Annotated in this window: 17 protein-coding genes; 10 read left to right on the top strand and 7 right to left on the bottom strand. The window is 49.3% G+C overall.

All coding sequences use genetic code 11. The annotated features are described in order from the left end of the window. Positions 1–5 precede the first annotated feature (5 nt). The 6 genes from coaE to nadC form a co-directional block, all read right to left on the bottom strand. Entirely contained in the window at positions 6–614 is a 609-nt protein-coding gene (coaE, locus tag ACP7FG_RS03960) for a dephospho-CoA kinase (RefSeq protein WP_439225592.1), read from the bottom strand. Position 615: 1 nt separating this feature from the next. Next, positions 616–1476: a prepilin peptidase gene (locus ACP7FG_RS03955; RefSeq protein WP_439225591.1), complete on the bottom strand. Its 861-nt coding sequence runs from the start codon at positions 1474–1476 to the stop codon at positions 616–618. Between the two features lie 18 nt (positions 1477–1494). Beyond that, entirely contained in the window at positions 1495–2670 is a 1176-nt protein-coding gene (locus ACP7FG_RS03950; RefSeq protein ID WP_439225590.1) for a type II secretion system F family protein, read from the bottom strand. Then, positions 2657–3940 (bottom strand): GspE/PulE family protein, encoded by a 1284-nt coding sequence (locus tag ACP7FG_RS03945; protein ID WP_439225589.1) that lies wholly within the window; start codon positions 3938–3940, stop codon positions 2657–2659. The genes ACP7FG_RS03950 and ACP7FG_RS03945 overlap by 14 nt, the downstream gene beginning before the upstream one ends. Then, a complete protein-coding gene (locus tag ACP7FG_RS03940) occupies positions 3940–4407 on the bottom strand; it encodes a pilin (RefSeq protein ID WP_439225588.1) in 468 nt (155 codons plus the stop codon). Before ACP7FG_RS03940 ends, ACP7FG_RS03945 begins: the two co-directional genes overlap by 1 nt. A 74-nt stretch (positions 4408–4481) precedes the next feature. Continuing rightward, positions 4482–5354, bottom strand: a complete 873-nt coding sequence (gene nadC, locus ACP7FG_RS03935; protein WP_439225587.1) for a carboxylating nicotinate-nucleotide diphosphorylase — start codon at positions 5352–5354, stop codon at positions 4482–4484. Positions 5355–5421: 67 nt separating this feature from the next. Between nadC and ampD the strand changes: the two genes are divergently transcribed. The 10 genes from ampD (at position 5422) to ACP7FG_RS03885 (ending at position 20599) form a co-directional block, all read left to right on the top strand. After that, a complete protein-coding gene (ampD, locus tag ACP7FG_RS03930; RefSeq protein WP_439225586.1) occupies positions 5422–5970 on the top strand; it encodes a 1,6-anhydro-N-acetylmuramyl-L-alanine amidase AmpD in 549 nt (182 codons plus the stop codon). 10 nt (positions 5971–5980) lie between these two features. Further along, a complete protein-coding gene (gene ampE, locus ACP7FG_RS03925) occupies positions 5981–6805 on the top strand; it encodes a beta-lactamase regulator AmpE (protein WP_439225585.1) in 825 nt (274 codons plus the stop codon). A gap of 85 nt (positions 6806–6890) precedes the next feature. After that, the gene (gene pdhR, locus ACP7FG_RS03920) at positions 6891–7637 is read left to right on the top strand and encodes a pyruvate dehydrogenase complex transcriptional repressor PdhR (RefSeq protein ID WP_222236454.1); all 747 of its coding nucleotides are present in this window, start codon (positions 6891–6893) and stop codon (positions 7635–7637) included. A gap of 25 nt (positions 7638–7662) precedes the next feature. Further along, positions 7663–10335 carry a pyruvate dehydrogenase (acetyl-transferring), homodimeric type gene (gene aceE, locus ACP7FG_RS03915; protein ID WP_222236455.1) on the top strand — a complete coding sequence of 891 codons (2673 nt, stop codon included), beginning with the start codon at positions 7663–7665 and terminating at the stop codon, positions 10333–10335. A gap of 12 nt (positions 10336–10347) precedes the next feature. Next, a complete protein-coding gene (gene aceF / locus ACP7FG_RS03910) occupies positions 10348–12111 on the top strand; it encodes a dihydrolipoyllysine-residue acetyltransferase (RefSeq protein WP_439225584.1) in 1764 nt (587 codons plus the stop codon). Between the two features lie 111 nt (positions 12112–12222). Then, complete coding sequence (gene lpdA / locus ACP7FG_RS03905; RefSeq protein ID WP_054489921.1) at positions 12223–13650, top strand: dihydrolipoyl dehydrogenase; 1428 nt, start codon at positions 12223–12225, stop codon at positions 13648–13650. A gap of 136 nt (positions 13651–13786) precedes the next feature. Next, positions 13787–15856 carry a M13 family metallopeptidase gene (locus ACP7FG_RS03900; protein WP_439225583.1) on the top strand — a complete coding sequence of 690 codons (2070 nt, stop codon included), beginning with the start codon at positions 13787–13789 and terminating at the stop codon, positions 15854–15856. Between the two features lie 9 nt (positions 15857–15865). Then, entirely contained in the window at positions 15866–16210 is a 345-nt protein-coding gene (locus ACP7FG_RS03895) for a hypothetical protein (protein ID WP_417436084.1), read from the top strand. A 43-nt stretch (positions 16211–16253) separates the two neighbouring features. After that, positions 16254–17489 carry an efflux RND transporter periplasmic adaptor subunit gene (locus ACP7FG_RS03890; RefSeq protein WP_439225582.1) on the top strand — a complete coding sequence of 412 codons (1236 nt, stop codon included), beginning with the start codon at positions 16254–16256 and terminating at the stop codon, positions 17487–17489. A gap of 8 nt (positions 17490–17497) precedes the next feature. Next, positions 17498–20599, top strand: coding sequence for an efflux RND transporter permease subunit (locus tag ACP7FG_RS03885; protein ID WP_199493693.1), 3102 nt, complete (start codon positions 17498–17500; stop codon positions 20597–20599). A 290-nt stretch (positions 20600–20889) separates the two neighbouring features. On the opposite strand, the gene ACP7FG_RS03880 is transcribed toward ACP7FG_RS03885, so the two are convergent. Continuing rightward, on the bottom strand, positions 20890–21768 hold the full coding sequence (locus ACP7FG_RS03880) for a LysR family transcriptional regulator (protein WP_439225581.1): 879 nt from the start codon (positions 21766–21768) through the stop codon (positions 20890–20892). Between the last annotated feature and the right edge of the window lie 30 nt (positions 21769–21798).

Genomic DNA, 21798 nt, shown 5'->3' with positions numbered 1-21798 from the left:
GCGTATTACTTTTCCTGTGCAACGGTTGCCGCCAGGTAGCGCTGATGTAACTGAAGTACCTGCTGTTTCAGCTGTTCCAGACTGCCATCATTGTTTAGCACATCATTTGCTTTTTCTAGCCGCTCGCTGCGACTTAGCTGTGCCTTCATAATAGCTTCCACTTCTTTTTTAGGACTGTCATCGCGCTGAATAGTTCGCGATATTTGCAAAGATTCAGGAACATCAACCACCAGCACTCGCTGGCAGTATTTTTCCAGACCGTTTTCCAACAACAAGGGAGCTGACAAAATCACGTAGGGAGAGTCAGCTTGTTCAAGCTGACTGATGATCTCTTGTCTTATCGCGGGGTGGAGCAACTTATTCAGCCATTCCTTTTCCTGAGGGTTAGAAAAGACTCTTTGGCGTAACGCCTTGCGGTTAAGCTCACCACCTTCAGTCAATAACTGGTTTCCAAAATGCTTTGCAATTGCCTGCAGGCAAGGAGTTCCTGGCATAACAACCTGACGGGCAACGACATCGGCATCGACGACGGTAATATCCAGCTTTTCGAATTCAGCGGTAGCTGCAGATTTGCCGCTACCAATACCTCCGGTTACACCGACAACATAGGTCATTTTAAACGCCCCCTAACCAGTGCCAATAGCTAAAGAGTAACTCCGTTCCAAAGAAGTAGCTGAGTATGCCGCCGCCAATTAAAAACGGGCCAAAGGGTATTGGCTGTGATCGGCCTTTGCCGCGTATTATGACTAAGCCCACTATGGCACCGCAAACTGAACTGGCAAGAATGGTAACCGGCAGCAAAGTTGCACCGGTAAAAGCGGTAATGCCGGCCAGCAGCTTAAAATCGCCGTAACCCATTCCTTCCTTCCCGGTAACAAGTTTGAACGCCCAGTAGATGCTCCATAGACTCAGGTATCCTGCTACGGCGCCTATAATGGCAGAGTCAGGTGAGAGTTCACTGGCAGGTGACAATGACCAGAGCAAGGCAATCCAAAGCAGCGGATAAGTTAGCTGATCGGGCAATAATTGATGGTTCCAGTCAATAACAAACAGGCAGATGAGCAGCGAAAACACTGTGACATAAACCAAGGCCGGAAGACTAAAACCAAAGTGCCAGGCGACCAGTCCAAAGGCCACACAACTGATAAGCTCAACCAGCCAGTAGGTTAGCGGAATATGGGTCTGGCAGTGGCGACACCGGGCACGTAATGCCAAATAGCTCAGCAGCGGTATATTGTCGTACCAGGCTATAGAGGTTTTACACTCAGGGCAGTGTGAGCCGGGAACCGCAATAGAAAAGTGATCCAGCTCTTTTAATGGAGTGCCGTTCATTTCAGCACATTCACGCTGCCATTGTCGCTGTAACTGAATGGGTAACCGGCTAATAACAACATTCAAAAAGCTGCCGATAACAGCGCCAAGTATCAGCGCCAACACCAGGGTTGGTATCGACTCAGCAGCGAGCAAGTGTTCCATACTTGTGTTCCTTCGTGGTTAAAATTGCTGCCCCATAGAAAACAGCGGCAAATACATTGCGACCAGCAGAGTGCCTATAATGCCGCCTAAAACCACCATCAGCAAGGGCTCTGCCATACCAATCAAGCGCTCACAGTTTTGTTCAAAGCGTTGCTGGCGAATATCGGCAAGCGTGGCAAAGGCCTGATCGACGTTGCCGTTTTGTTCGGCAACTTTAAGAAAGCTCAATGTACGAGGCTCACTTAAAGGACTTGACCTGAAACTGTCTACCCAGCCGTTTCCCTGCTCGACACTTTGTTGAACAGAGCGTAATGCATGGCGGTGAGGTAGCCAGGTCAGGGAATGCGCGGTGCTGTTAAGAGCCTGACGCGTTTCAATGCCAGCCTTCAGGGCAACAGCCAGACGGTGAAAAAGCTGTTGGAGTTTAATGTCCTCCAACAATTTCCCGATAAAAGGCAGTTGGGACAGGGCTCGTTGCCAGAATAAAGGCGCCTTTTTCCTGACCATATACAACGATGCTGAGAAGAACAAAATAAGGCCAAGAAGCGACACGGTTTGCTCTCGTAGGAAATCCGAAGTATTAAGTAAAGTCCGGGTCAGCCACGGGAGTTCCCCTTCACTAAATAACGGTGCGAAACTTGGCAGTACCCAACCCATCATCATGAAGCAAACGGCGCCCGCAACTAAAAGTACTATAACCGGATAGCGAAGCGCCTTGCTCATTTGCTTTTTGAGCAGCATTTGGCGTTTGGCAACCTGATGCAACTGGTGCAGGGTGTGAGCAAGCTGGCCGGTTTGCTCCGCCCAGGCTATGGCGATGATGTCTTCTTCCGGCAACCAGTTTTTATAGAGCTGCAACGCCCGGCTAAAAGCAAGACCGCGCTCAATACAACGGATGCAGTCTTCAACCATCCAGCGCAATCCTCTGGATGGGCTCTCGCAGACACTGTGTCGTAATGCTTCAGCAAGCGGTAACCCGCTGCTGAGTAGGTCAGATACTTGCTGCAGCAACTCATACCACAGCGATAAGCGGGGTTTATAGCCTTTTAGTTTGTGGGCCGACAAAGGTTTTAGTGCCGCACTGTTTATTTTGTGCTGCGCTAACAGTTGTTTTGCCTGAAGTGCCGAGTCGGCATGAATAAACCCGCACTGCTTACCCACTTGCCAGTACCAGCAATGATTAATCGGCATCATAGGTGAACCGTTCTTTTTCTTTGCGGTTGATCTGACCTGCGTCTATGTAGTTTTGCAAAGCTTGAGAGAAATCAGGAAGCTGCAATGACTCCAGATAACGACGCAGATCCGCTGTATTTGTCTTAAGGTCGATGAATTTCTCCGCCTGCTCCTGCCAGGGGACGACCTCAAACACTGCTTGACGCTTATTTTCAGCAGTTGCGGGTACCGGAAATAGCCGTTGACTGACAATAAGACTGAGTGAACTGCGAATGTCCAGTGGGTTGATGCCAAGAGACTGTAAGCGTTTTAAGCTGTCGAGACAGCTGTTCGTATGCATCGAGGTCAGAACCAGGTGCCCGGTCTGCGCTGCCTGCACTGCAATTTTTGCTGTTTCAGAGTCCCGAATCTCTCCAATCAGTATGACATCCGGGTCTTGCCTTAGCAGAGCGCGGAGCACAGACGCAAAGGTGAGCCCTTGTTTATGATTCACCATCACCTGGCTGCAACCGGGCAGGGGGACTTCAACCGGGTCCTCAACACTGCAGATATTGCATCGCTCTGCGTCTAACTGGCTTATGGCGCTGTATAAGGTCGAGGTTTTGCCACTACCGGTCGGGCCGGTAACCAAAATTAACCCTTGTGGCTGACTCAGGCAATGGGCAAACCATCGGTATTGCGCGTCCAGTAACCCTGTTTGCTGCAGGGGCGTAATACTCTGCGTGGGGTGTAGGCATCTCAGCACCAGTTTTTCACCGCCAATGACGGGGCAGCAACTTAAGCGAAACTCATGTTGGCGGCTATTCTCAGCACGCACCGACAAACGACCGTCTTGCGGCTGACGTAGTTCAGTGAGATCGAGATTAGCCAGTACCTTAATTCGGGAGTAAACCTGCTGCCCAAAGTCTGCGGGCAGCACATCTAAGCGAGAGAGCTCGCCGGCTATGCGGCCTCGCACAGTAATGCCATTTTCCTGAGGTTGTATATGAATATCTGACAGGCCTTCCGCCGCGCAGTACTGCAACAGTTGGTCAACATAATCGACGACGGAGTCATGGCTTATCTGAACTCCCGGAAGTTGACCTTCCCCGCGAAGCACCATCACTTTTTTATTGCTGTAAAAGCTCAAAAGCACGGCATCTACCGGTGGAAAACCGGGTTGTTGTATTAATAACTCCCAGTGTTGAGTACTGGCAAAAGGCTGCAACCCGTGTTGCTTAAGAAACGGATCGTCTGTACTACCTGATACCTGCTTCAGATGAGCCAGTGAACAGCGACCGATAACAGACATTAGTAACTTACCTGACGTTCACAGTTTTGCACGACACTGCGAGACTCACCATAGTCTGAGCAGGCGATACTCCAGTCTAAGTGCGTATTAGCCGCATTGGGTGTCAGTTCAATTTGCAGAGGTTGGTTATTAATACTGACAGAGTTCAGGGTCAGTCGCACGGCAGCCGCCTGTGTCAGGCTCAAATCACTGAGTTCATCAGGTAGTGGTGCCGGGACTGCAGGAATGCCCTGGCTTCCGGCCTGATTGCACTGGTTTAACTGTCCCTCAATTTGCCAGCATAGGGCAATACCCAGTTGCAATGGTTGAGCATGAGCCAGCGCCTTACTGACTTTAGCCTGCTGCGTATAGTAGGTATATGACGGAACCGCAATAGCGGAGAGAATGGCAATGAGGGCCACCACGACCATCATTTCAATCAAGCTAAATCCGGCTCCGGATAAACGGTAAGAATGTGCATCCTGCATGAGACAGCTCCCTGTTAAAAACAGTGAAACTGTGGCTTACCCTGGCCAATTAGTAAATTCTATTTCTCTGTAAGTTATTCACTATCTTGGGAAATTCTCATTGATAAATCAATGGCTTGAATATTTTTAGTCAAAGCGCCGGAAGAAATGAAATCCACACCGGTAGTCGCTAATTCTTGCAAACGCTCATCGGTGACATTACCGGAAACTTCTAATTTAGCCTGGTGTGACGAGTTGTTTTTGTTCTGCTGCACGGCCTGCTCGATATCAGCGATACTGAAATTATCCAGCATAATGATGTCGGCTTCTGCGGCTAACGCCTGCGAGAATTCATCCAGGTTTTCAACTTCAACTTCCACCGTTTTACCCGGATTCAGTTGTTTTGCTGCTTTAACGGCCTGAGCTATGCCACCACAGGCAAAAATGTGATTCTCTTTAATCAGGTAGGCGTCAAACAAACCGATACGATGGTTCACGCCGCCGCCGCAACGCACCGCGTATTTCTGTGCTAACCGCATACCCGGCAAGGTCTTACGTGTATCCAGCAGCTGCGTTTTGTAGTCATTCAGAAGTTGACTGTACTTATAAGTGGTGGTGGCGGTTGCGGACAAGGTTTGCAGAAAATTAAGTGCAGTACGCTCTCCGGTCAGCAAAATGCGACTTGGTCCTTTCAGGCGACACAGTTCCGTATTCGCTGCCACCTTATCACCGTCTTTCACCAGCCATTCAATTTTCACTTTTTGCCCAAGCTGGCGGAATACTTGATCGACCCAGCCACAGCCACAAACCACCGCTTCTTCCCGGGTAATAATGCTGGCACGGGACTGACTCTGTTCCAGAATCAATTGCGCAGTAATATCATAACTGGCGTCTTCGCCGGATAAATCTTCCTTTAGGGCGGCGCTTACGCCGTCCTGAATGGCAAGTTGCAGCTCGGGCTGACTCATAGATGGCTTTACCTTTTAGCAGACAATACGGATACTAGGGGGCAAACTTTACCGTTTTGTTGAGCCTGTGAAAAGCGACCCGATAAAAAATCATAAAATAACAACGGCAGTTCAATACCCGTCGCCGCACTACGATGAACGTCCACAAACTGACGAGATCAGTCTGTTGGTTATTCATTGCATCAGCCTGCCCGAGGGGGAATACGGTACGCCATACGTGCGTCAATTGTTTATGGGTGAGCTGGAAACCGACGCACACCCGGACTTTTCTATACTGCAGGGACTTCGAGTGTCCGCGCATTGTGTTATCCGCCGCGACGGCACGCTGGAACAATACGTTCCTTTTGATAAGCGTGCGTGGCATGCTGGCCAGTCAAGGTATTGCGGGCGTCGGCGGTGCAACGATTTCAGTATAGGTATTGAACTCGAAGGAACCGATCACACCGCCTATACTGAAGAACAGTATCAACAATTAATCCAGGTAACCGAGGCGCTTATCGCCACATACCCAAAATTAAACCGTCGTCGTATTGTCGGCCATCAGGATATCGCTCCAGGCCGCAAGACCGACCCGGGCAGTAAATTTGACTGGCAAACCTATTTAAATGCCTTATAAGGAGTCATGAATGGTCCTCATTGCGTTGCTGATAGCACTAAGCGTTGAGCGTTTGTACCACAGCCCTGCATTCTTGCACTGGGCTTTCTATATGGAACGTTGGCAACGTTGGAGCTCAGCCCGTCTGCAGGATGAAAAATGGGAAAGCGAGCCCTTACAGCTTGTGCGTTTGTTGATACCGGCACTGGGTGTTGGTCTGTTGGTGGTGCTACTGGACAACCTGATGGTGACTTTTATTGTCAGTATTCTTGCGCTGCTGCTGGCTTTTAACTGTGAACCGGCCCGGAAAAACTACAAAGAATATTTAAAAGCAGCTAACAGAGGAGACGAGCCAAGTATTATTGAACATCAACAGGCTCTGACTGAATTTGCCGGGCGTCATCAGCCTCACCAAATTAGCGACTCTTTAATCTGGATCAATTACCGACAATATATTGCCGTGATGTTTTACTTCGTGTTGTTTGGCAGCTTTGGTGCCTTGGTTTATGCCACTCTGCGCTACGCTGAAACCCAGCAGCGCGAGGGAGAATCGGTTAGCCTCTGGCAGCAACTGTTGTGGTTTGCTGACTGGGTTCCGGTAAGGCTGGCAGCTTTTGGTTTATTGATAGTTGGTCACTTCTCACGGGCGCTTCCCGAGTGGTTGCAACAAAGCCTGAATCCACAGGCCGATCCGGATAAGCTTCTGTTTAATGTTGCCAGTAAAGCAGAAGACAACCCGCAACACCCGGATGACCGAACCGAACATGCTGCCTGCCAGTTGCGCCTGATGCGCCGACAACAGATATTCTGGGTTTGTGCTATTGCCGTGCTGACATTGACAGGCTGGGTCAGCTAGAGGTAGTACCAGCTGAGAAAAATTTGGGCTCAGCAGTTAAATGATTTAGAATAACCGCATCTTTTGGTCTGACCAATTTACCGTTATGCCAGATTTACCCATAAAACAGACGAAGCTTTCCGACACTATCGTGGCGCATCTGGAACAGATGATCGTCGATGGTCGGCTTAGTGCCGGGCAAAAACTGCCGGCAGAGCGGCAACTGGCTCAGCAATTTAATGTTTCACGCCCATCGCTGCGCGAAGCCATTCAAAAATTGGAAGCCAAAGGTGTGGTAGAACGTCGCCAGGGCGGCGGAACTTACGTTGTGAATAGCATCAATGAGCAACTAACAGAACCACTGTTTGAGCTCTTGGCCAAGCACCCTGAGTCGCAGTTTGATTTGCTTGAGTTTCGTCATGCGCTGGAGGGCATATCCTCCTTTTATGCTGCGTTAAGAGGAACCGATGCCGATCTGGATCGTATTTCTGAGAGTATAAAAGGCTTAGGCCATAGCCAAAATAGCACTATCGATGAGCAGGTTAATGCCATCGTCGAGTTTTACCACCGTATTGCAGAAGCATCACACAATGTTATTTTGTTGCATGTCATTCAGGGCATGCAGGAATTATTGGCCGAGAATATTCGGCAAAACCTGGAAATATTAGCCGGTCGCGATGACCTGCTGGAAAAACTGAATCAACACCGGCAGCAACTGGTTAGCGCTATTGTTGCAGGTCAACCGGAGCAAGCGCGGGATGCGTGTCACCAACATTTGGCCTATATTGAACAGACATTGTTGGAATTAGGCAAAGAACAGTCACGTATTCAACGTTCGCTACGACGTTCCTGAATTGATAAAAAGGTAAGGAATAGCTATGAGTGAAGAATTAAACAAAGATGTCGATCAGCAGGAAACTCAGGAGTGGCTAGACGCTCTTGAAGGTGTGCTTGAGGCAGAAGGCCCGGAGCGCGCGCATTACCTGTTAGAACAACTGGTCGACAAAGCCCGTCGTAACGGTGCATATTTACCTTACAAGCCAACTACTGCGTATTTGAATACCATTCCGGCTAGTCAGGAACCAACCATGCCGGGTAATCAGACGCTGGAATCGCGCATTCGCTCAGCTATTCGCTGGAATGCTGCCATGATGGTGTTGCGGGCATCAAAAAAAGGCGAAGAGCTGGGCGGCCACCTTGCCAGTTTCGCTTCTTCTGCCATGTTGTACGATGTTGGTTTCAACCACTTCTTCCGCGCACCAAGTGAAGGTGACGGGGGAGACTTCCTGTTTATCCAGGGTCATGTGTCACCTGGTATTTACGGTCGCGCCTTTATTGAAGGACGCTTAACCGAAGAACAACTTAATAATTTCCGTCAGGAAGTGGATGGTAAAGGTCTACCTTCCTATCCGCATCCACATTTAATGCCTGACTTCTGGCAGTTCCCGACGGTTTCTATGGGCTTAGGCCCAATTCAGGCAATTTATTTAGCCCGCTTCCTGAAGTACCTGACTGACCGTGGTATTAAAGACTGCTCAAAACAGCGTGTTTATTGCTTCTTAGGCGACGGTGAAACCGATGAGCCGGAAAGCTTGGGTGCTATTGGTCTGGCCGCTCGTGAAGAACTCGACAACCTGACCTTTGTTATCAATTGTAACCTGCAGCGCTTAGACGGCCCGGTTCGTGGTAACGGCAAAATTATTCAGGAACTGGAAGGCAACTTCCACGGTGCTGGCTGGGAAGTGATTAAAGTTATCTGGGGCCGCTACTGGGATCCGCTGTTGTATCGTGATACCGAAGGTAAATTACAGCAGTTGATGGAAGAAACCGTTGACGGTGACTACCAGAACTTTAAAGCCAAAGGCGGTAAGTTCACGCGTGAGAACTTCTTTGGTAAGTACCCTGAAACTGAAGAAATGGTGGCCAACTTGTCTGATGAAGACATCTGGCGCTTAAACCGCGGTGGTCACGATCCGGTAAAAGTTTACTCGGCGTATCACAAAGCGGTGAACACCAAAGGTCGCCCACAGGTTATTTTAGCGAAAACCGTTAAAGGTTATGGCATGGGCGCTGCCGGTGAAGGTAAGAACATCGCGCACCAGGTTAAGAAAATGGATCTGGATGCGGTTAAGCATATGCGTGACCGTTTCAACATTCCGTTTAAAGACGACGAACTGGAAGACTTGCCGTACTACAAGTTTGAAGAAGACAGCGACGAAATGAAGTACCTGAACGAGCGTCGCGAAAAGCTTGGTGGCTATATGCCAGTACGAAACCCGGAAACGGATGTGGAACTGGAGTTGCCGGCATTGAAGGCGTTTGATGCGGTATTGAAAGGTTCAGGAGACCGGGAAATTTCATCGACTATGGCCTTTGTCCGTGTTTTAACAGCACTGTTGAAAGACAAGAAAATTGGCAAACGTATTGTGCCAATTATTCCGGACGAAGCCCGTACTTTTGGTATGGAAGGTCTGTTCCGTCAAGTGGGTATTTATTCTCACCATGGCCAGAAATACACACCACAAGATAAAGATCAGGTCGCCTATTATCGTGAAGACCAAAAAGGTCAGGTTATTCAGGAAGGCATTAACGAGCTGGGTGCTATGGCGTCCTGGGTGGCAGCGGGTACCAGCTACTCGCTGAACAACGAACCCATGATTCCGTTCTACATTTATTACTCTATGTTCGGTTTCCAGCGCGTGGGCGATTTAGTCTGGGCAGCAGGCGACAGCCAGACACGCGGCTTCCTGGTCGGTGGTACTGCCGGTCGAACAACGCTCAATGGTGAAGGTCTGCAACACCAGGACGGACAGAGCCTGGTTCACTTCGGCACAGTGCCAAACTGCATTAGCTATGACCCGACTTATGGTTATGAAATTGCGGTTATTGTGCACGATGGCCTGAAGCGCATGTTTGGCGATCAGGAAAACGTTTTCTATTACCTCACCGTAATGAATGAAAACTATCATCAGCCAGAAATGCCGGAAGGCGTCGAAGAGGGCATCGTAAAAGGTATTTACGAGCTGGATAAAGTAAAAGCGAAGAAAAAAGCCAAAGGCGATGTGCAGTTGCTTGGTAGTGGTACTATTTTGCAGCAAGTGCGCGAAGCGGCGAAAATTCTGTCGGAAGACTACGACATTAACTCAACGGTTTACAGTGTGACCTCGTTCAACGAGCTGGCGCGTGACGGTCTGGATACCGACCGCTGGAACATGCTGCATCCGGAGAAGAAAGAAAAAGAAGCTTATATCACACAAGCCATGAAGAAAGCGAAAGGACCTGCTGTAGCAGCAACCGACTACATCAAGTTGTATGCTGATCAGGTTCGTGCCTGGGTTCCAACCTCGTACCGTGTACTGGGTACTGACGGTTTTGGACGCTCGGACAGCCGCGCTAACTTGCGTAAGCATTTTGAGATTAATCCGCAATACATTGTGGTTGCTGCGCTAAAAGAGTTAGCGGATCAAGGTGATATCGATAAGAAAGTGGTAGCGAAAGCTATCAAAGACTACGATATCGACACTGACAAACTCAACCCACGTTTGGCGTAAGGAGGTACTGAGATGGCCGATCAAATCGAACTCAAAGTCCCCGACGTGGGCGGAGAAGAAGTAGAAGTCATTGAAATTCTCGTCAGTAAAGGCGATACCGTTGAAAAAGAAGACGGTATTGTGACGGTTGAGAGTGACAAAGCGTCAATGGATATTCCGGCATCTTCAGGCGGTAAAATTGTTGAGCTGAAGGTAAAAGTTGGCGATACCATCAGCGAAGGCGATGTACTGGCTATTGTTGAAGCTGCCGGCGACTCTGACTCTTCGGATGACGAAGAAGAGAAAGAAGACGAAAATTCAGAGGAAAAAGAAGACAAGTCTGACGATAAAGACGAAGAAAAAGCGTCTGAGTCGAAAGATGAGGACAAAGAAGAGAAGAAAGAATCTTCTGAGCCGAAGAAGTCCTCAGGCGAGAGTAAAGTCATTGATGTGGAAGTCCCGGACATTGGTGATGAAGAAGACGTCGAAATTATTGAGATTTTGGTCTCTAAAGGCGACTCAGTCTCTGCCGAAGACGGCTTAATTACACTGGAAACCGACAAAGCCACTATGGATGTGCCTTGCCCGGAAGACGGTGAAATTGAAGAAATGCTGGTCAATGTCGGCGATAAAGTGTCGCAGGGTTCTGTCATTGCGAAACTGAAAGTATCCGGTGGCGCTGACGATTCCGAAGCAGAAGAAGACGATTCTGCCAAGGAAGAGAAGTCAGAGTCCGGCAAGGAGTCGGATAAGAAATCTAATGACAAAGATCAGGACAAAGGAAAAGACAGCGGCAGCAGTACTAAGCCAAGTAGCGAACGCCAGCCGCCGGTACCTGATCACCCAAGTCAGCGTAGCGACCGAAAAGAAGGGATTTTGCATGCGTCGCCTGCGGTACGCCGTGTTGCGCGTGAGTTTGGTGTCGACTTGTCACAAGTCAAAGGCAGCGGACCTAAAGACCGTATACTGAAAGAAGACGTACAGGATTTCGTTAAATACGAACTTTCTCGTCCGAAAGCCGTTGCGGGCGCAACTGGTCAGGGCGGTGGTGGACTGCAGGTGATTGATCCACCTAAGGTCGACTTCAGCAAGTTTGGTGAAGTGGAAGAGGTTCAACTGTCACGCATTCAGCGTAAGTCAGGACCTAACCTGCACCGCAACTGGGTGACCATACCGCACGTTACGCAATTCGACGAAGCGGATATCACCGAGCTGGAAAACTTCCGTAAATCAGAAAACGAAGTGGCTAAGAAAAAAGACCTTGGCTTCAAGATCACGCCATTGGTGTTTATTCTTAAGGCTTGTGCCAAAGCACTGCGCGAATTCCCGACCTTCAACTCCTCGTTGTCGGAATCAGGCGAGTCGTTGTACATGAAAAAGTATGTGCACATTGGTATTGCTGTAGATACACCAAATGGTCTGGTGGTTCCGGTTATTCGCGATGTTGACCAAAAAGGCATTTACGAGCTGTCAGAAGAGCTGGTCGAGATTAGCTCGAAAGCACGTGACGGTAAATTGAAAGCTGCTGATATGCAGGGTGGCTGTTTCTCAATCTCCAGTCTTGGCGGTATTGGTGGTACAGCCTTTACACCAATAGTAAACGCACCGGATGTTGCCATATTGGGTGTTTCTCGTAACGAGATGAAGCCAAAATGGAACGGTAAAGAGTTTGAGCCGCGTCTGACATTGCCGTTGTCGCTGTCTTATGACCATAGGGTGATAGACGGTGCAGAAGCAGCTCGCTTTACAGCTTACTTAAGCGGTGTACTGGGAGATATCCGCAAATTGGTGCTTTAAGCACCAATTTGGACGGGAAATACGAATTAATTCGCGCTACAATAGCGCCACATTTAGCGTTGACTGACCGCGGCCGGTGGCTCAACTGGTCGTGACAAAAAAGGGGTTAACATGAGCGACAAAATTACAACACAGGTAGTAGTGTTAGGTTCGGGCCCAGGTGGATATTCAGCAGCTTTCCGCGCAGCTGATTTGGGTCTGGATGTTGTTTTGATTGAGCGTTACAGCACCTTAGGCGGTGTTTGCCTTAATGTTGGCTGTATCCCGTCAAAAGCACTGCTGCACATGACCAAGCACATTGAAGAAGCACAACACCTGGCTGCAGAAGGCATTGAGTTTGGTGAGCCGAAGATTGACCTGGACAAGCTGCGTAAGCACAAAGAAAAAGTGGTTGGTCAGTTAACCGGCGGCCTCGGTCAGATGTCGAAAATGCGTAAGGTAAAAATCGTCAACGGTTACGGTAAATTTACCGGCAGCAACACCATTAAAGTTGAAGGCGACGACGGCGAAACCGAAGTTAAATTTGATAATGCTATTATCGCAGCTGGTTCTCAGGCCATTAAATTGCCGTTCATTCCACACGACGACGACCGCGTATGGGATTCAACTGACGCACTGGAATTGAAAGAAATTCCGAAGAAAATGCTGTTGTTAGGTGGTGGTATTATCGCTCTGGAAATGGGTCAGGTTTACGCGTCATTAGGTTCTAAAGTTGATGTGGTTGAAATGACTGATCAACTGGTACCGCCAGCGGACGCTGACATTATTAAGAGCTTCAACAAGCAAATTAAAGGTCGCTTCGAAAACGTGATGTTAAGCACCAAAGCAACCAACGTTGAAGCGAAAAAAGACGGAGTTTACGTCACCTTTGAAGGTGATAAAGCGCCAAAAGATCCGGTGAAATACGACGCGGTTCTGGTTGCTGTAGGTCGTGCGCCAAACGGTAATAAAATTGATGCGGACAAAGCAGGCGTTAAGGTTGATGACCGTGGCTTCATCAATGTTGACAGCCAAATGCGTACCAACGTTGATCACATCTTCGCTATTGGCGATATCGTTGGTCAGCCAATGCTGGCGCATAAAGCGGTCCACGAATCGCATGTTGCGGCAGAAGTTATTGCCGGTAAGAAGCACTTCTTCGAACCTAAAGTCATTCCTTCTATCATGTACACCAACCCGGAAGTTGCATGGGCCGGCGTCACTGAAAAAGAAGCGAAAGATCAGGGTATTGAGTACGATGCGGTGACGTTCCCATGGTCAGCTTCAGGCCGTGCTATTGCGTCAAACGCCCAGCAAGGCATGACTAAGCTTATTTTTGATAAGAACAACCGGATTATTGGTGGTGCTATGTGTGGTACCAACGCCGGTGAGCTGCTTGGCGAAATTTGCCTGGCTATCGAAATGGGCTGTGACGCCGAAGACATCGCTCTGACCGTTCATGCACACCCAACCTTACACGAATCTGTTGGTCTAGCCGCAGAACTTCATGAAGGTTCAATTACCGATATGCCGAATCCTAAGGCGAAAAAGAAGAAGTAACATTTTGTTACGATAAATCATCGGTAAAACGGCCGCATTCATCGCGAATGTGGCCGTTTTTTTTGCGCTGAATTTAACAATGCGCTAGTTTAGAGTGGTTAAAAATAATGAACACTCAAAGAAAGGGTAACAATCGATGAAAAAATTGACCGCTGTAGCGCTAGGCGTTTCTATGGCATTAACGTTGGGTGCATGTTCACCACAGCAGGAAGAGTCTAAGCAACAAACCCAGCAGGCTGAAGAAGCAAAACAAGAACTGAGCTCTGGTGTTGTCTTAGAAAACTTTGATCACAGCGTAAAGCCAGAGAACGATCTGTATCAGTACGTTAATGGCACCTGGATTGATAAAACAGAAATTCCGTCTGATCGTTCATCGGTAGGAGCGTTTTTCGATTTACGTCAGCAAAACCAGAAACGTTTACGCGATATCATTGAAAAAGCCGCAGCGGAAAACCCGGAGCCGGGCACTAATGAGCGTAAAATTGGTGACTTTTTCAATGCGTTCATGGACGTGGAAACATTGAATGAACTGGGCGCTAAGCCTATTCAGAATGACTTAGCGGCCATTCAGGCGCTGGAAAACCACGATTCTGTTTCTGAGCATATGGCACGCATGTTCCGTGGTGGTGTATCAATTCCATTTGGTTTTTATGTCTACCCAGACGCGAAAGATCCACAAACTAACGCTATGTATGTTTCTCAGTCAGGTTTAGGCCTGCCTGACCGTGACTACTACCTAAAAGACGACGAGAAGTTTGAAGAATTCCGTAACGCTTACGTCGAATACGCAGAAGACATTTTGAGCATGGTTGGTGTGGAAAACGCCGGCGAAGCGGCACAGCGTATCCTGGATTTAGAAACTCAGCTGGCTGAAGTTCAGTGGAGTCGTGTAGAAAGCCGTAATGCGGACAAAACTTATAATAAAAAATCCGCAGATGAAGTGTCCGACATGCTGGCAAACTTCAACTTTAAGCGCTTCATTGAGACGTCTGATTTATCGCACGTTGAAAACATGATCATCCGTCAGCCCTCGTACTTTGAAGACTTTGGGCAGCTGTTTAGTGAAGTCGACGTACAGGCGTGGAAAGACTACTTAAGTTTCCGTCTGGTTAACGAGTATGCCTCTGCACTTAGCGAAGACATCAGCAAGCGTCGCTTTGACTTCTACGGTACTACTTTACGTGGAACACCAGAGCAAGAGCCGCGTTGGAAACGTGCAGTAGATGCAACCAACAGTGTGTTAGGTGAAGTCTTAGGCCAGGTGTACGTTAAAGAATACTTCCCGCCAGAAGCGAAAGAAAAAATGGAAGGTTTGATTGAGAATCTTCGCGACGCTTATGGTCAGTCAATACGTAATCTGGAGTGGATGACTGAAGAGACTAAAGAAAAAGCCTTAGAAAAGCTTGAAAAATTTGATCCTAAAGTCGGTTACCCAAGCAAATGGCGCGACTACAGTAAGTTGGAAATTTCTGCCACAGACTTAGTTGCAAACTATAAAGCCTATGCTGAATTCAATTATCAGGAAGAAATTGCCAAGATTGGCGGTCCTGTTGACGAAGAAGACTGGGGTATGACACCACAGACGGTTAATGCTTATTACAGTCCTGTGCGTAACGAAATCGTATTCCCGGCCGGTATTTTGCAGCCTCCATTCTTTGACATGGACGCAGAAATGGCAGTGAACTACGGTGGTATTGGTGCGGTAATCGGCCATGAAATGGGCCACGGCTTTGATGACCAGGGTTCTAAATACGATGGTGACGGTAACCTGCAGAGCTGGTGGACCGACGCAGACCGTCAAGCCTTTGATGAGCGCGGCCAAAAACTGTCTGACCAGTTCAGTGAGTACGAGCCAATTGAAGGTCTTAATATCAATGGTGATCTGACTCTGGGTGAGAACATTGGTGACCTGGCCGGCCTGACCATTGCGTACGAAGCCTACAAAATGTCATTAGAAGGTGAAGAAGCACCGGTTCTTGACGGCTTTACCGGCGAACAACGTGTGTTCATCGGCTGGGCACAGGTATGGCGTGGTAAATACCGTGAAGACGCCGTTCGTGAGCAGGTCATGAGCGACCCGCATTCACCAGCGGAGTATCGTGTGAACGGCACCGTAGTTAACGTTCCGGCGTTCTACGAAGCCTTTGATGTTGAAGAAGGTGATGAGTTGTACGTCGCACCTGAAAACCGCGTTATTATCTGGTAAGATGCGTATATGAAGAAAGTTTGGGCAGTTATAGCAATTACAATGACACTTTTGGTGGGGTCCATGACCTCACCAATGGTGCATGCTATGCCTGCCCAAATGTCTGACTCTACTATGCAATCAGAACAAATGAGTGAGAGTCACGACTGTTGCGAGGAAGAAGCAACCCCCTGCAGTGATATGGAAGACAGTTTTTGCCAGCAGTGCGAGCAACATTGCGCTGGTCAACTGGGACTGATGAATCCATTCAAACAACTTTCGCCAGCAGCCTCCACTCACGCTGCCGAGCCTATCTATTCAAACCTTCCGGTTATTACTGAAACGCTGATACGTCCGCCGAAACACGCAGTTTAAGCCCAGTTTTTACGTCTTAAACCGTTGTTTTCGAGGAAATACTATGCGTTATTGGATAGCTATATTAATCCTGATCCCATTTTTAACTTTGGCTCAGGAACACAATCATTCAGAAGATCAAAACCCGTTCGGGCAGAGCACCGAATATGTGTGCCCTATGCACAGCCAGGTGGTTCGTGACGAGCCGGGAACCTGCCCAATTTGCGGTATGGACTTGGTCAAGAAAGAACCTGAACAGGACCATTCTGAGCATGAAGCTGAGAAAAGCTTCACCGTCCCAGAGTCCAGTCAGCAGGCCATTCGGGTAACCACGGCTAAAGCTCAGCGCAAAGACTTGCAACCACAGTTAATGGCTCAGGCTCAGGTACGCTGGCAGGAATCTGCACAACGCCATATCCACAGCCGCGCCGAAGGCTGGGTAGAGGAATTACATGCTGACGTTGAAGGTCAGTGGGTAGAAAAGGGCGATAAACTCTACAGTCTGTATGCACCCGACCTGGTCGTGGCACAGGACGACTATCTGCAACTGCTTGATTCACTCTCGGATATCCGCAACGGTGACAACCAGCAAAGCTTTAAACGCCGAGGGCAGCAACGTTTGCGTTTGCTGGGGATGACCGAAGCGCAGATTAAAGCGCTTGAGCAAGGTGGCGAAACCGAATATGTGGTCGATTACTACGCGCCTGAGTCGGGTTATATTACCAGTCTGGATATTCAGGAAGGCATGTACGTGTCTCCCGGGCTTAAATTACTGACGCTGACGCAGGATAATCAACTGTGGTTCTTTGCCGATGTTCCGGCGCGTTACAGCAAACAGTTAAAAACCGGGCAAATGGCCCATATTTCTTCTGAGCACTTCCCTGGCGGCCACTGGATGAACACCATTGACTACATTTATCCGCAAGTTGATCCGGTAACCCAGACCATCAAAGTCCGTATTCCGGTTAATGACTCCATTGATCGGCTGCGTGAAGGACTCTGGGCGACGGCTCATATTGAACTGGAGCCAGTAAAAGACGCTGTGGTTGTGCCGGTTGCCAGCTTAATTGTCACCGGAGCCAATAACCGCGTGGTGGTAAAATCCGGAACGCGCGAATTTGAAGTGCGCGAAGTGACGACCGGACTGCGTGTTGGTAATGAAATTGCCATTGAAGAAGGCCTGCAGGAAGGTGAGTTAGTGGTCACTTCGGGTCAGTTCCTTCTGGACTCAGAGGCCAGCTTGCAAGGGCTTGGACTTAATAGCAGCGATGATGCTCCTGCGCCACAACACAACCACTAGGAGGTTTTATGTTAGCTCGTATTATTGAAGCCTCCATACGTAATTCGTGGATGGTGTTACTGCTGTTCTTAGGTTTGGCTTTCTGGGCCTGGCAGTCGCTGCAGCAAACCAAACTGGACGCAATACCGGACTTGTCAGAAGTTCAGGTTATCGTTAAAACCAATTACCCGGGACAAGCGCCGGCGGTAGTGGAGGAGCAGGTGACCTATCCGCTCTCGAGTGTGATGCTGTCAGTGCCTAAAGCCACCTCAGTACGCGGGTTTTCGTTCTTTGGCGACTCGTACGTTTACGTTATTTTTGAAGACGGCACTGACCCTTACTGGGCCCGAAGCCGTGTGAACGAATACCTGGATCAGGCGCAAAACCAGCTTCCTGACCAAGTTCGGCCGGAGTTAGGTCCCGATGCATCCGGCATTGGCTGGGTGTATCAATACGCACTGGTTGATGAGACCAATCAGCGTAACCTGGGTGAACTAACCCGCCTGCAAAACTGGTTCCTAAAACAGGAGCTGCAAAGTGTGCAGGGGGTAGCAGAAATTGCCACGGTTGGCGGTATGGTCGAAACCTATCAGGTGGTACTTCAGCCGGAAGCCTTGCATCGTTATAACCTTACCCTGAATCAGGTAAAGCAAACCATTCAGCAGGCCAATAACGAAGTAGGTGGCTCTGTGGTTGAAATGGGCGAAGCTGAATACATGGTTCGTGGCCTGGGGTATTTGAAAAGTGTCGAAGACATTCGCAAAATTCCGTTGCCGCTCACCTCAGAGCAGCAGGGTACGGTGCTGCTGGAAGAAGTGGCTGATATTCGCATTGGGCCCCAGGTACGCCGCGGCATTACCGAGCTGAACGGCGACGGCGAAGTCGTGGGCGGTATTGTGGTCATGCGCCATGGCGAAAATGCCCTACAAACTATAGCCGCCGTTAAAGAGAAACTGGAAGAGCTGAAGCAGGGCCTGCCCGAGGGCGTTAAGGTGGTTCCGACCTATGACCGCTCAAGCCTGATCCAGGCATCGACAGACAACCTCACCACCAAGCTCATTGAAGAAATGTTCTTTGTCGCTGTGGTGTGCATTTTATTTCTCTGGCATGCGCGCTCGGCGGTGGTGGCCATTATCAGCTTACCGCTGTCGGTACTGTTCGCGGTGTGGATCATGAACATGCTGGGTATCAGCGCCAATATTATGAGCCTGGGGGGAATTGCTATTGCTATTGGGGCACTGGTAGATGCCGCCATTGTCATGATAGAGAACACCCACAAGCATTTGCAGAACTATCAGGAGCGACATCAAATAGTGGCAAAAGGTGCTGCACGGTTGAAAATTGTTAATGAAGCCTGTCGCGAAGTGGGGCCTTCGCTGTTCTTCTCGCTACTGGTCATTACCGTCAGTTTTGTTCCGGTGTTTGTGCTGCAAGGCCAACAGGGGCGTCTGTTTGAACCTTTAGCCTATACCAAAACTCTGGCCATGGCCGCGGCAGCTATTATTGCTGTAACACTGATACCGGTGCTTATTGCGTTATTGGTGCGCGGGAAAATACCTGCCGAAGAAAAGAACTGGCTGTCGCGCGGTTTAATTGCGCTTTACCGTCCATTGTTGGCTTTCACACTTAAGTTTCCTAAAACCATTATTGTGCTGGCCCTTCTGATCACAGCATCTGCCTGGCACCCGTATAAAGAGCTCAATTACGAGCTGATGCCGCCGCTGCATGAGGGGGACCTCATGTACATGCCGACGACATTGCCGGGTATCAGTGTTGAAAGTGCCGGTGAGTTGCTACAGCAAACCGATAAGCTCATTGCAGAACAACCTGAAGTTGAGCGTGTGTTTGGTAAAGTTGGTCGTGCTGACACGGCTACCGATCCGGCACCAATGACCATGATCGAAACCAGCATTACCCTCAAGCCTGAAAGTGAGTGGCGTGATGGCATAACCGTGGACGACATTATTGCTGAGCTGGATGAGCGGGTGCAGATACCCGGTGTGACCAACGCCTGGGTACAACCTATCCGTACCCGCATTGAAATGCTGGCTACCGGTGTTAAAACCCCGTTAGCGATTAAAGTCAGCGGTAGTGACTTTCGTGAAATAGAAAAACTGGCTACCCGTATTGAAGAGACGTTGTCTGAAGAGGAGGCAACAGGTTCGGTCATTGCAGAGCGCTCTGGCGGCGGTCGTTATATTGAAATAGAGCCGAAGCTGCGTGAAGCCGCCCGTTATGGCATTAGCCAAAGCGACATTCACGACCATATTCAGTACGCCATTGGTGGAGCGAATATTGCGACATCGGTGCAGGGCAATGAGCGTTTTCCTATTAACTTGCGTTATCCCCGGGAGCAACGCGACCATATAGAGAAGCTGCAAACCCTGCCGGTGAAATCTGCCTCCGGACAATGGCTTACTCTGTCCGATGTTGCTGACATTCGGGTGACTCAGGGCCCGGCCATGCTGAAAAGTGAGGACGCCCGCTTAAGCAGTTGGGTTTTTATTGAACCAGCGAAAGGCATTACGGTTAGCGACTACATTAATCAAGTCGGTGATGCTATGGCTAAAATGGAAATTCCGGTTGGTTACAACTGGAGCTGGACCGGGCAATACAAAGCCATGCAACAGGTGGAAAGTGATTTAAAAGAGATCATTCCGCTGACGCTGTTGGTTATTCTGTTGTTGCTGTATATGACCTTCCGCTCGTTACCTCAGGCACTGCTGGTCATTGGCACTTTGCCTTTAGCTTTAACCGGCAGCCTGTGGTTGATTTACTTGCTGGATTACAATCTGTCACTGGCGGTTATTGTCGGCATGATAGCTCTTGCCGGTGTCGCCGCGGAATTCGGCGTGGTTATGTTGTTGTACCTGAACAATGCCTGGAAAGCCGTGGCTTACAATAAAAACCAGTTAAAGGCAGCGGTAGAAGAAGGCGCGTTGCTACGCGTACGACCCAAAGCCATGACTGTGCTGACCATTATTGTCGGTTTGCTGCCGATAATGCTGGGCGGCGGTGTTGGTAACGAAGTTATGCAGCGCATTGCGGCTCCGATGGTGGGAGGTATGGTATTAGCCCCGCTGATCTCTATGCTGGTTATCCCTGCCGTGTTCTATTTGGCCCGGAAATAACGCGGCGTAGCCTGACGTTCACGTCAGGTGAGGTGGCAGATAGCGAGCGCTGGAGGTTGCAGGAACCATTGAGGAGGACGCCCGTAAATACATCCCTGTAGGGCTTGGGCAGCGCCATCCATGGCGCTGCACACCTCCTCAATGGTTCGCAGCAACCGTCAGACGCGCCCACTATCTGCTATCGCACCTAACGCAACTTTGCATCGTGCTTCCCATCCAGCATTTCACCTGACATAAATGTCAGGCTACAGGGTGCACGTAGCCTGATGTTCACATCAGGAGCAATAGCGTTACGCAAACCGCTGCCAGATGGCATTGGCGGCGGGACCTAAAGTTCTGTTAGCGGAGCGTACTAAGTGGATCTCCAAGCGCACCTGCTGGACGAATCCGGGGATGCTGACTTCAATCAACTTGCCTTCTTTAAGTGCATTACTGGCAATGTGTTTTGGAATAATACCCCAGCCAAAACCGGCCATCAGTAGTTCAAACTGGGTGTTAACCTCATTCACTCTTATGCGCTGCTGGCTGGGCAGCCGCAATACCGAGTCTAAGTTAATGCCAATTTCCAGGTTCTGCGGAACCAGCATTGGTAGTTCTAATAAATCCTGGCGGCTTTGCGGCATACGACCAAACTCCTTCATCAGCGCGGCTGACATAACCACTGTTAATTCAAACGGCGCCACCGGTAAGGTTTCAAAGTCACCGTACTGACGAAACAAAGGCAGCCAGGGGCACAGGGCTAAATCGGCGGTACCGTTATCAATGCGCTTCAGGGCACGCATTTGTGATTCTCCATCCACGTGCAGCTCGGTAGCGGGGTATTGTTGCTGAATGTGTTGAATGCTGGGCATCCAGAGTTTGCTGTCACAGGTATGGTCATAGCACAGTGTCAGCAAAGGTTCTGCACCGTGTTTCAGTTGGTTAGCCAATGACTGTAGGCGCTGTTGCTGGCGCACCACTTCTTCTGCCTGACGTAAAAAATGGCGGCCCTGTTCGGTAAGCTCCAGACGATAACTATCACGGTTAAACAAGGCAAAACCCGCGTTCTCTTCCAGCTTTTTTAATGCCATGCTCACAGCCGATTGTGTGCGACCGAGCTGCTCAGCTGTTTTCTGCAGGCTGCCAAGCCGGGCAACGGTGATCATCATGTGAAGGTGAGATAAATTCATTAAGTTTTACTGATGGTCTTTTTAATTTTA

The sequence above is a fragment of the Idiomarina sp. ST10R2A5 genome (assembly GCF_051842325.1).
Classification (GTDB): Bacteria; Pseudomonadota; Gammaproteobacteria; order Enterobacterales; family Alteromonadaceae; genus Idiomarina; species Idiomarina abyssalis.
The sequence above is the reverse complement of the archived record's forward strand: the minus strand, read 5'-3'. Positions and strand labels throughout refer to the sequence as shown.

Coding starts and splice junctions, on each gene's coding strand:
- ACP7FG_RS03885 (WP_199493693.1), top strand. CDS start 17,498: ATGTTAGCTCGTATTATTGAAGCCTCCATACGTAATTCGTGGATGGTG.
- ACP7FG_RS03900 (WP_439225583.1), top strand. CDS start 13,787: ATGAAAAAATTGACCGCTGTAGCGCTAGGCGTTTCTATGGCATTAACG.
- ACP7FG_RS03880 (WP_439225581.1), bottom strand. CDS start 21,768: ATGAATTTATCTCACCTTCACATGATGATCACCGTTGCCCGGCTTGGC.
- ACP7FG_RS03890 (WP_439225582.1), top strand. CDS start 16,254: ATGCGTTATTGGATAGCTATATTAATCCTGATCCCATTTTTAACTTTG.
- aceF (WP_439225584.1), top strand. CDS start 10,348: ATGGCCGATCAAATCGAACTCAAAGTCCCCGACGTGGGCGGAGAAGAA.
- ACP7FG_RS03950 (WP_439225590.1), bottom strand. CDS start 2,670: ATGATGCCGATTAATCATTGCTGGTACTGGCAAGTGGGTAAGCAGTGC.
- ACP7FG_RS03895 (WP_417436084.1), top strand. CDS start 15,866: ATGAAGAAAGTTTGGGCAGTTATAGCAATTACAATGACACTTTTGGTG.
- aceE (WP_222236455.1), top strand. CDS start 7,663: ATGAGTGAAGAATTAAACAAAGATGTCGATCAGCAGGAAACTCAGGAG.
- ampE (WP_439225585.1), top strand. CDS start 5,981: ATGGTCCTCATTGCGTTGCTGATAGCACTAAGCGTTGAGCGTTTGTAC.
- ACP7FG_RS03940 (WP_439225588.1), bottom strand. CDS start 4,407: ATGCAGGATGCACATTCTTACCGTTTATCCGGAGCCGGATTTAGCTTG.
- pdhR (WP_222236454.1), top strand. CDS start 6,891: ATGCCAGATTTACCCATAAAACAGACGAAGCTTTCCGACACTATCGTG.
- ACP7FG_RS03945 (WP_439225589.1), bottom strand. CDS start 3,940: ATGTCTGTTATCGGTCGCTGTTCACTGGCTCATCTGAAGCAGGTATCA.
- coaE (WP_439225592.1), bottom strand. CDS start 614: ATGACCTATGTTGTCGGTGTAACCGGAGGTATTGGTAGCGGCAAATCT.
- lpdA (WP_054489921.1), top strand. CDS start 12,223: ATGAGCGACAAAATTACAACACAGGTAGTAGTGTTAGGTTCGGGCCCA.
- nadC (WP_439225587.1), bottom strand. CDS start 5,354: ATGAGTCAGCCCGAGCTGCAACTTGCCATTCAGGACGGCGTAAGCGCC.
- ACP7FG_RS03955 (WP_439225591.1), bottom strand. CDS start 1,476: ATGGAACACTTGCTCGCTGCTGAGTCGATACCAACCCTGGTGTTGGCG.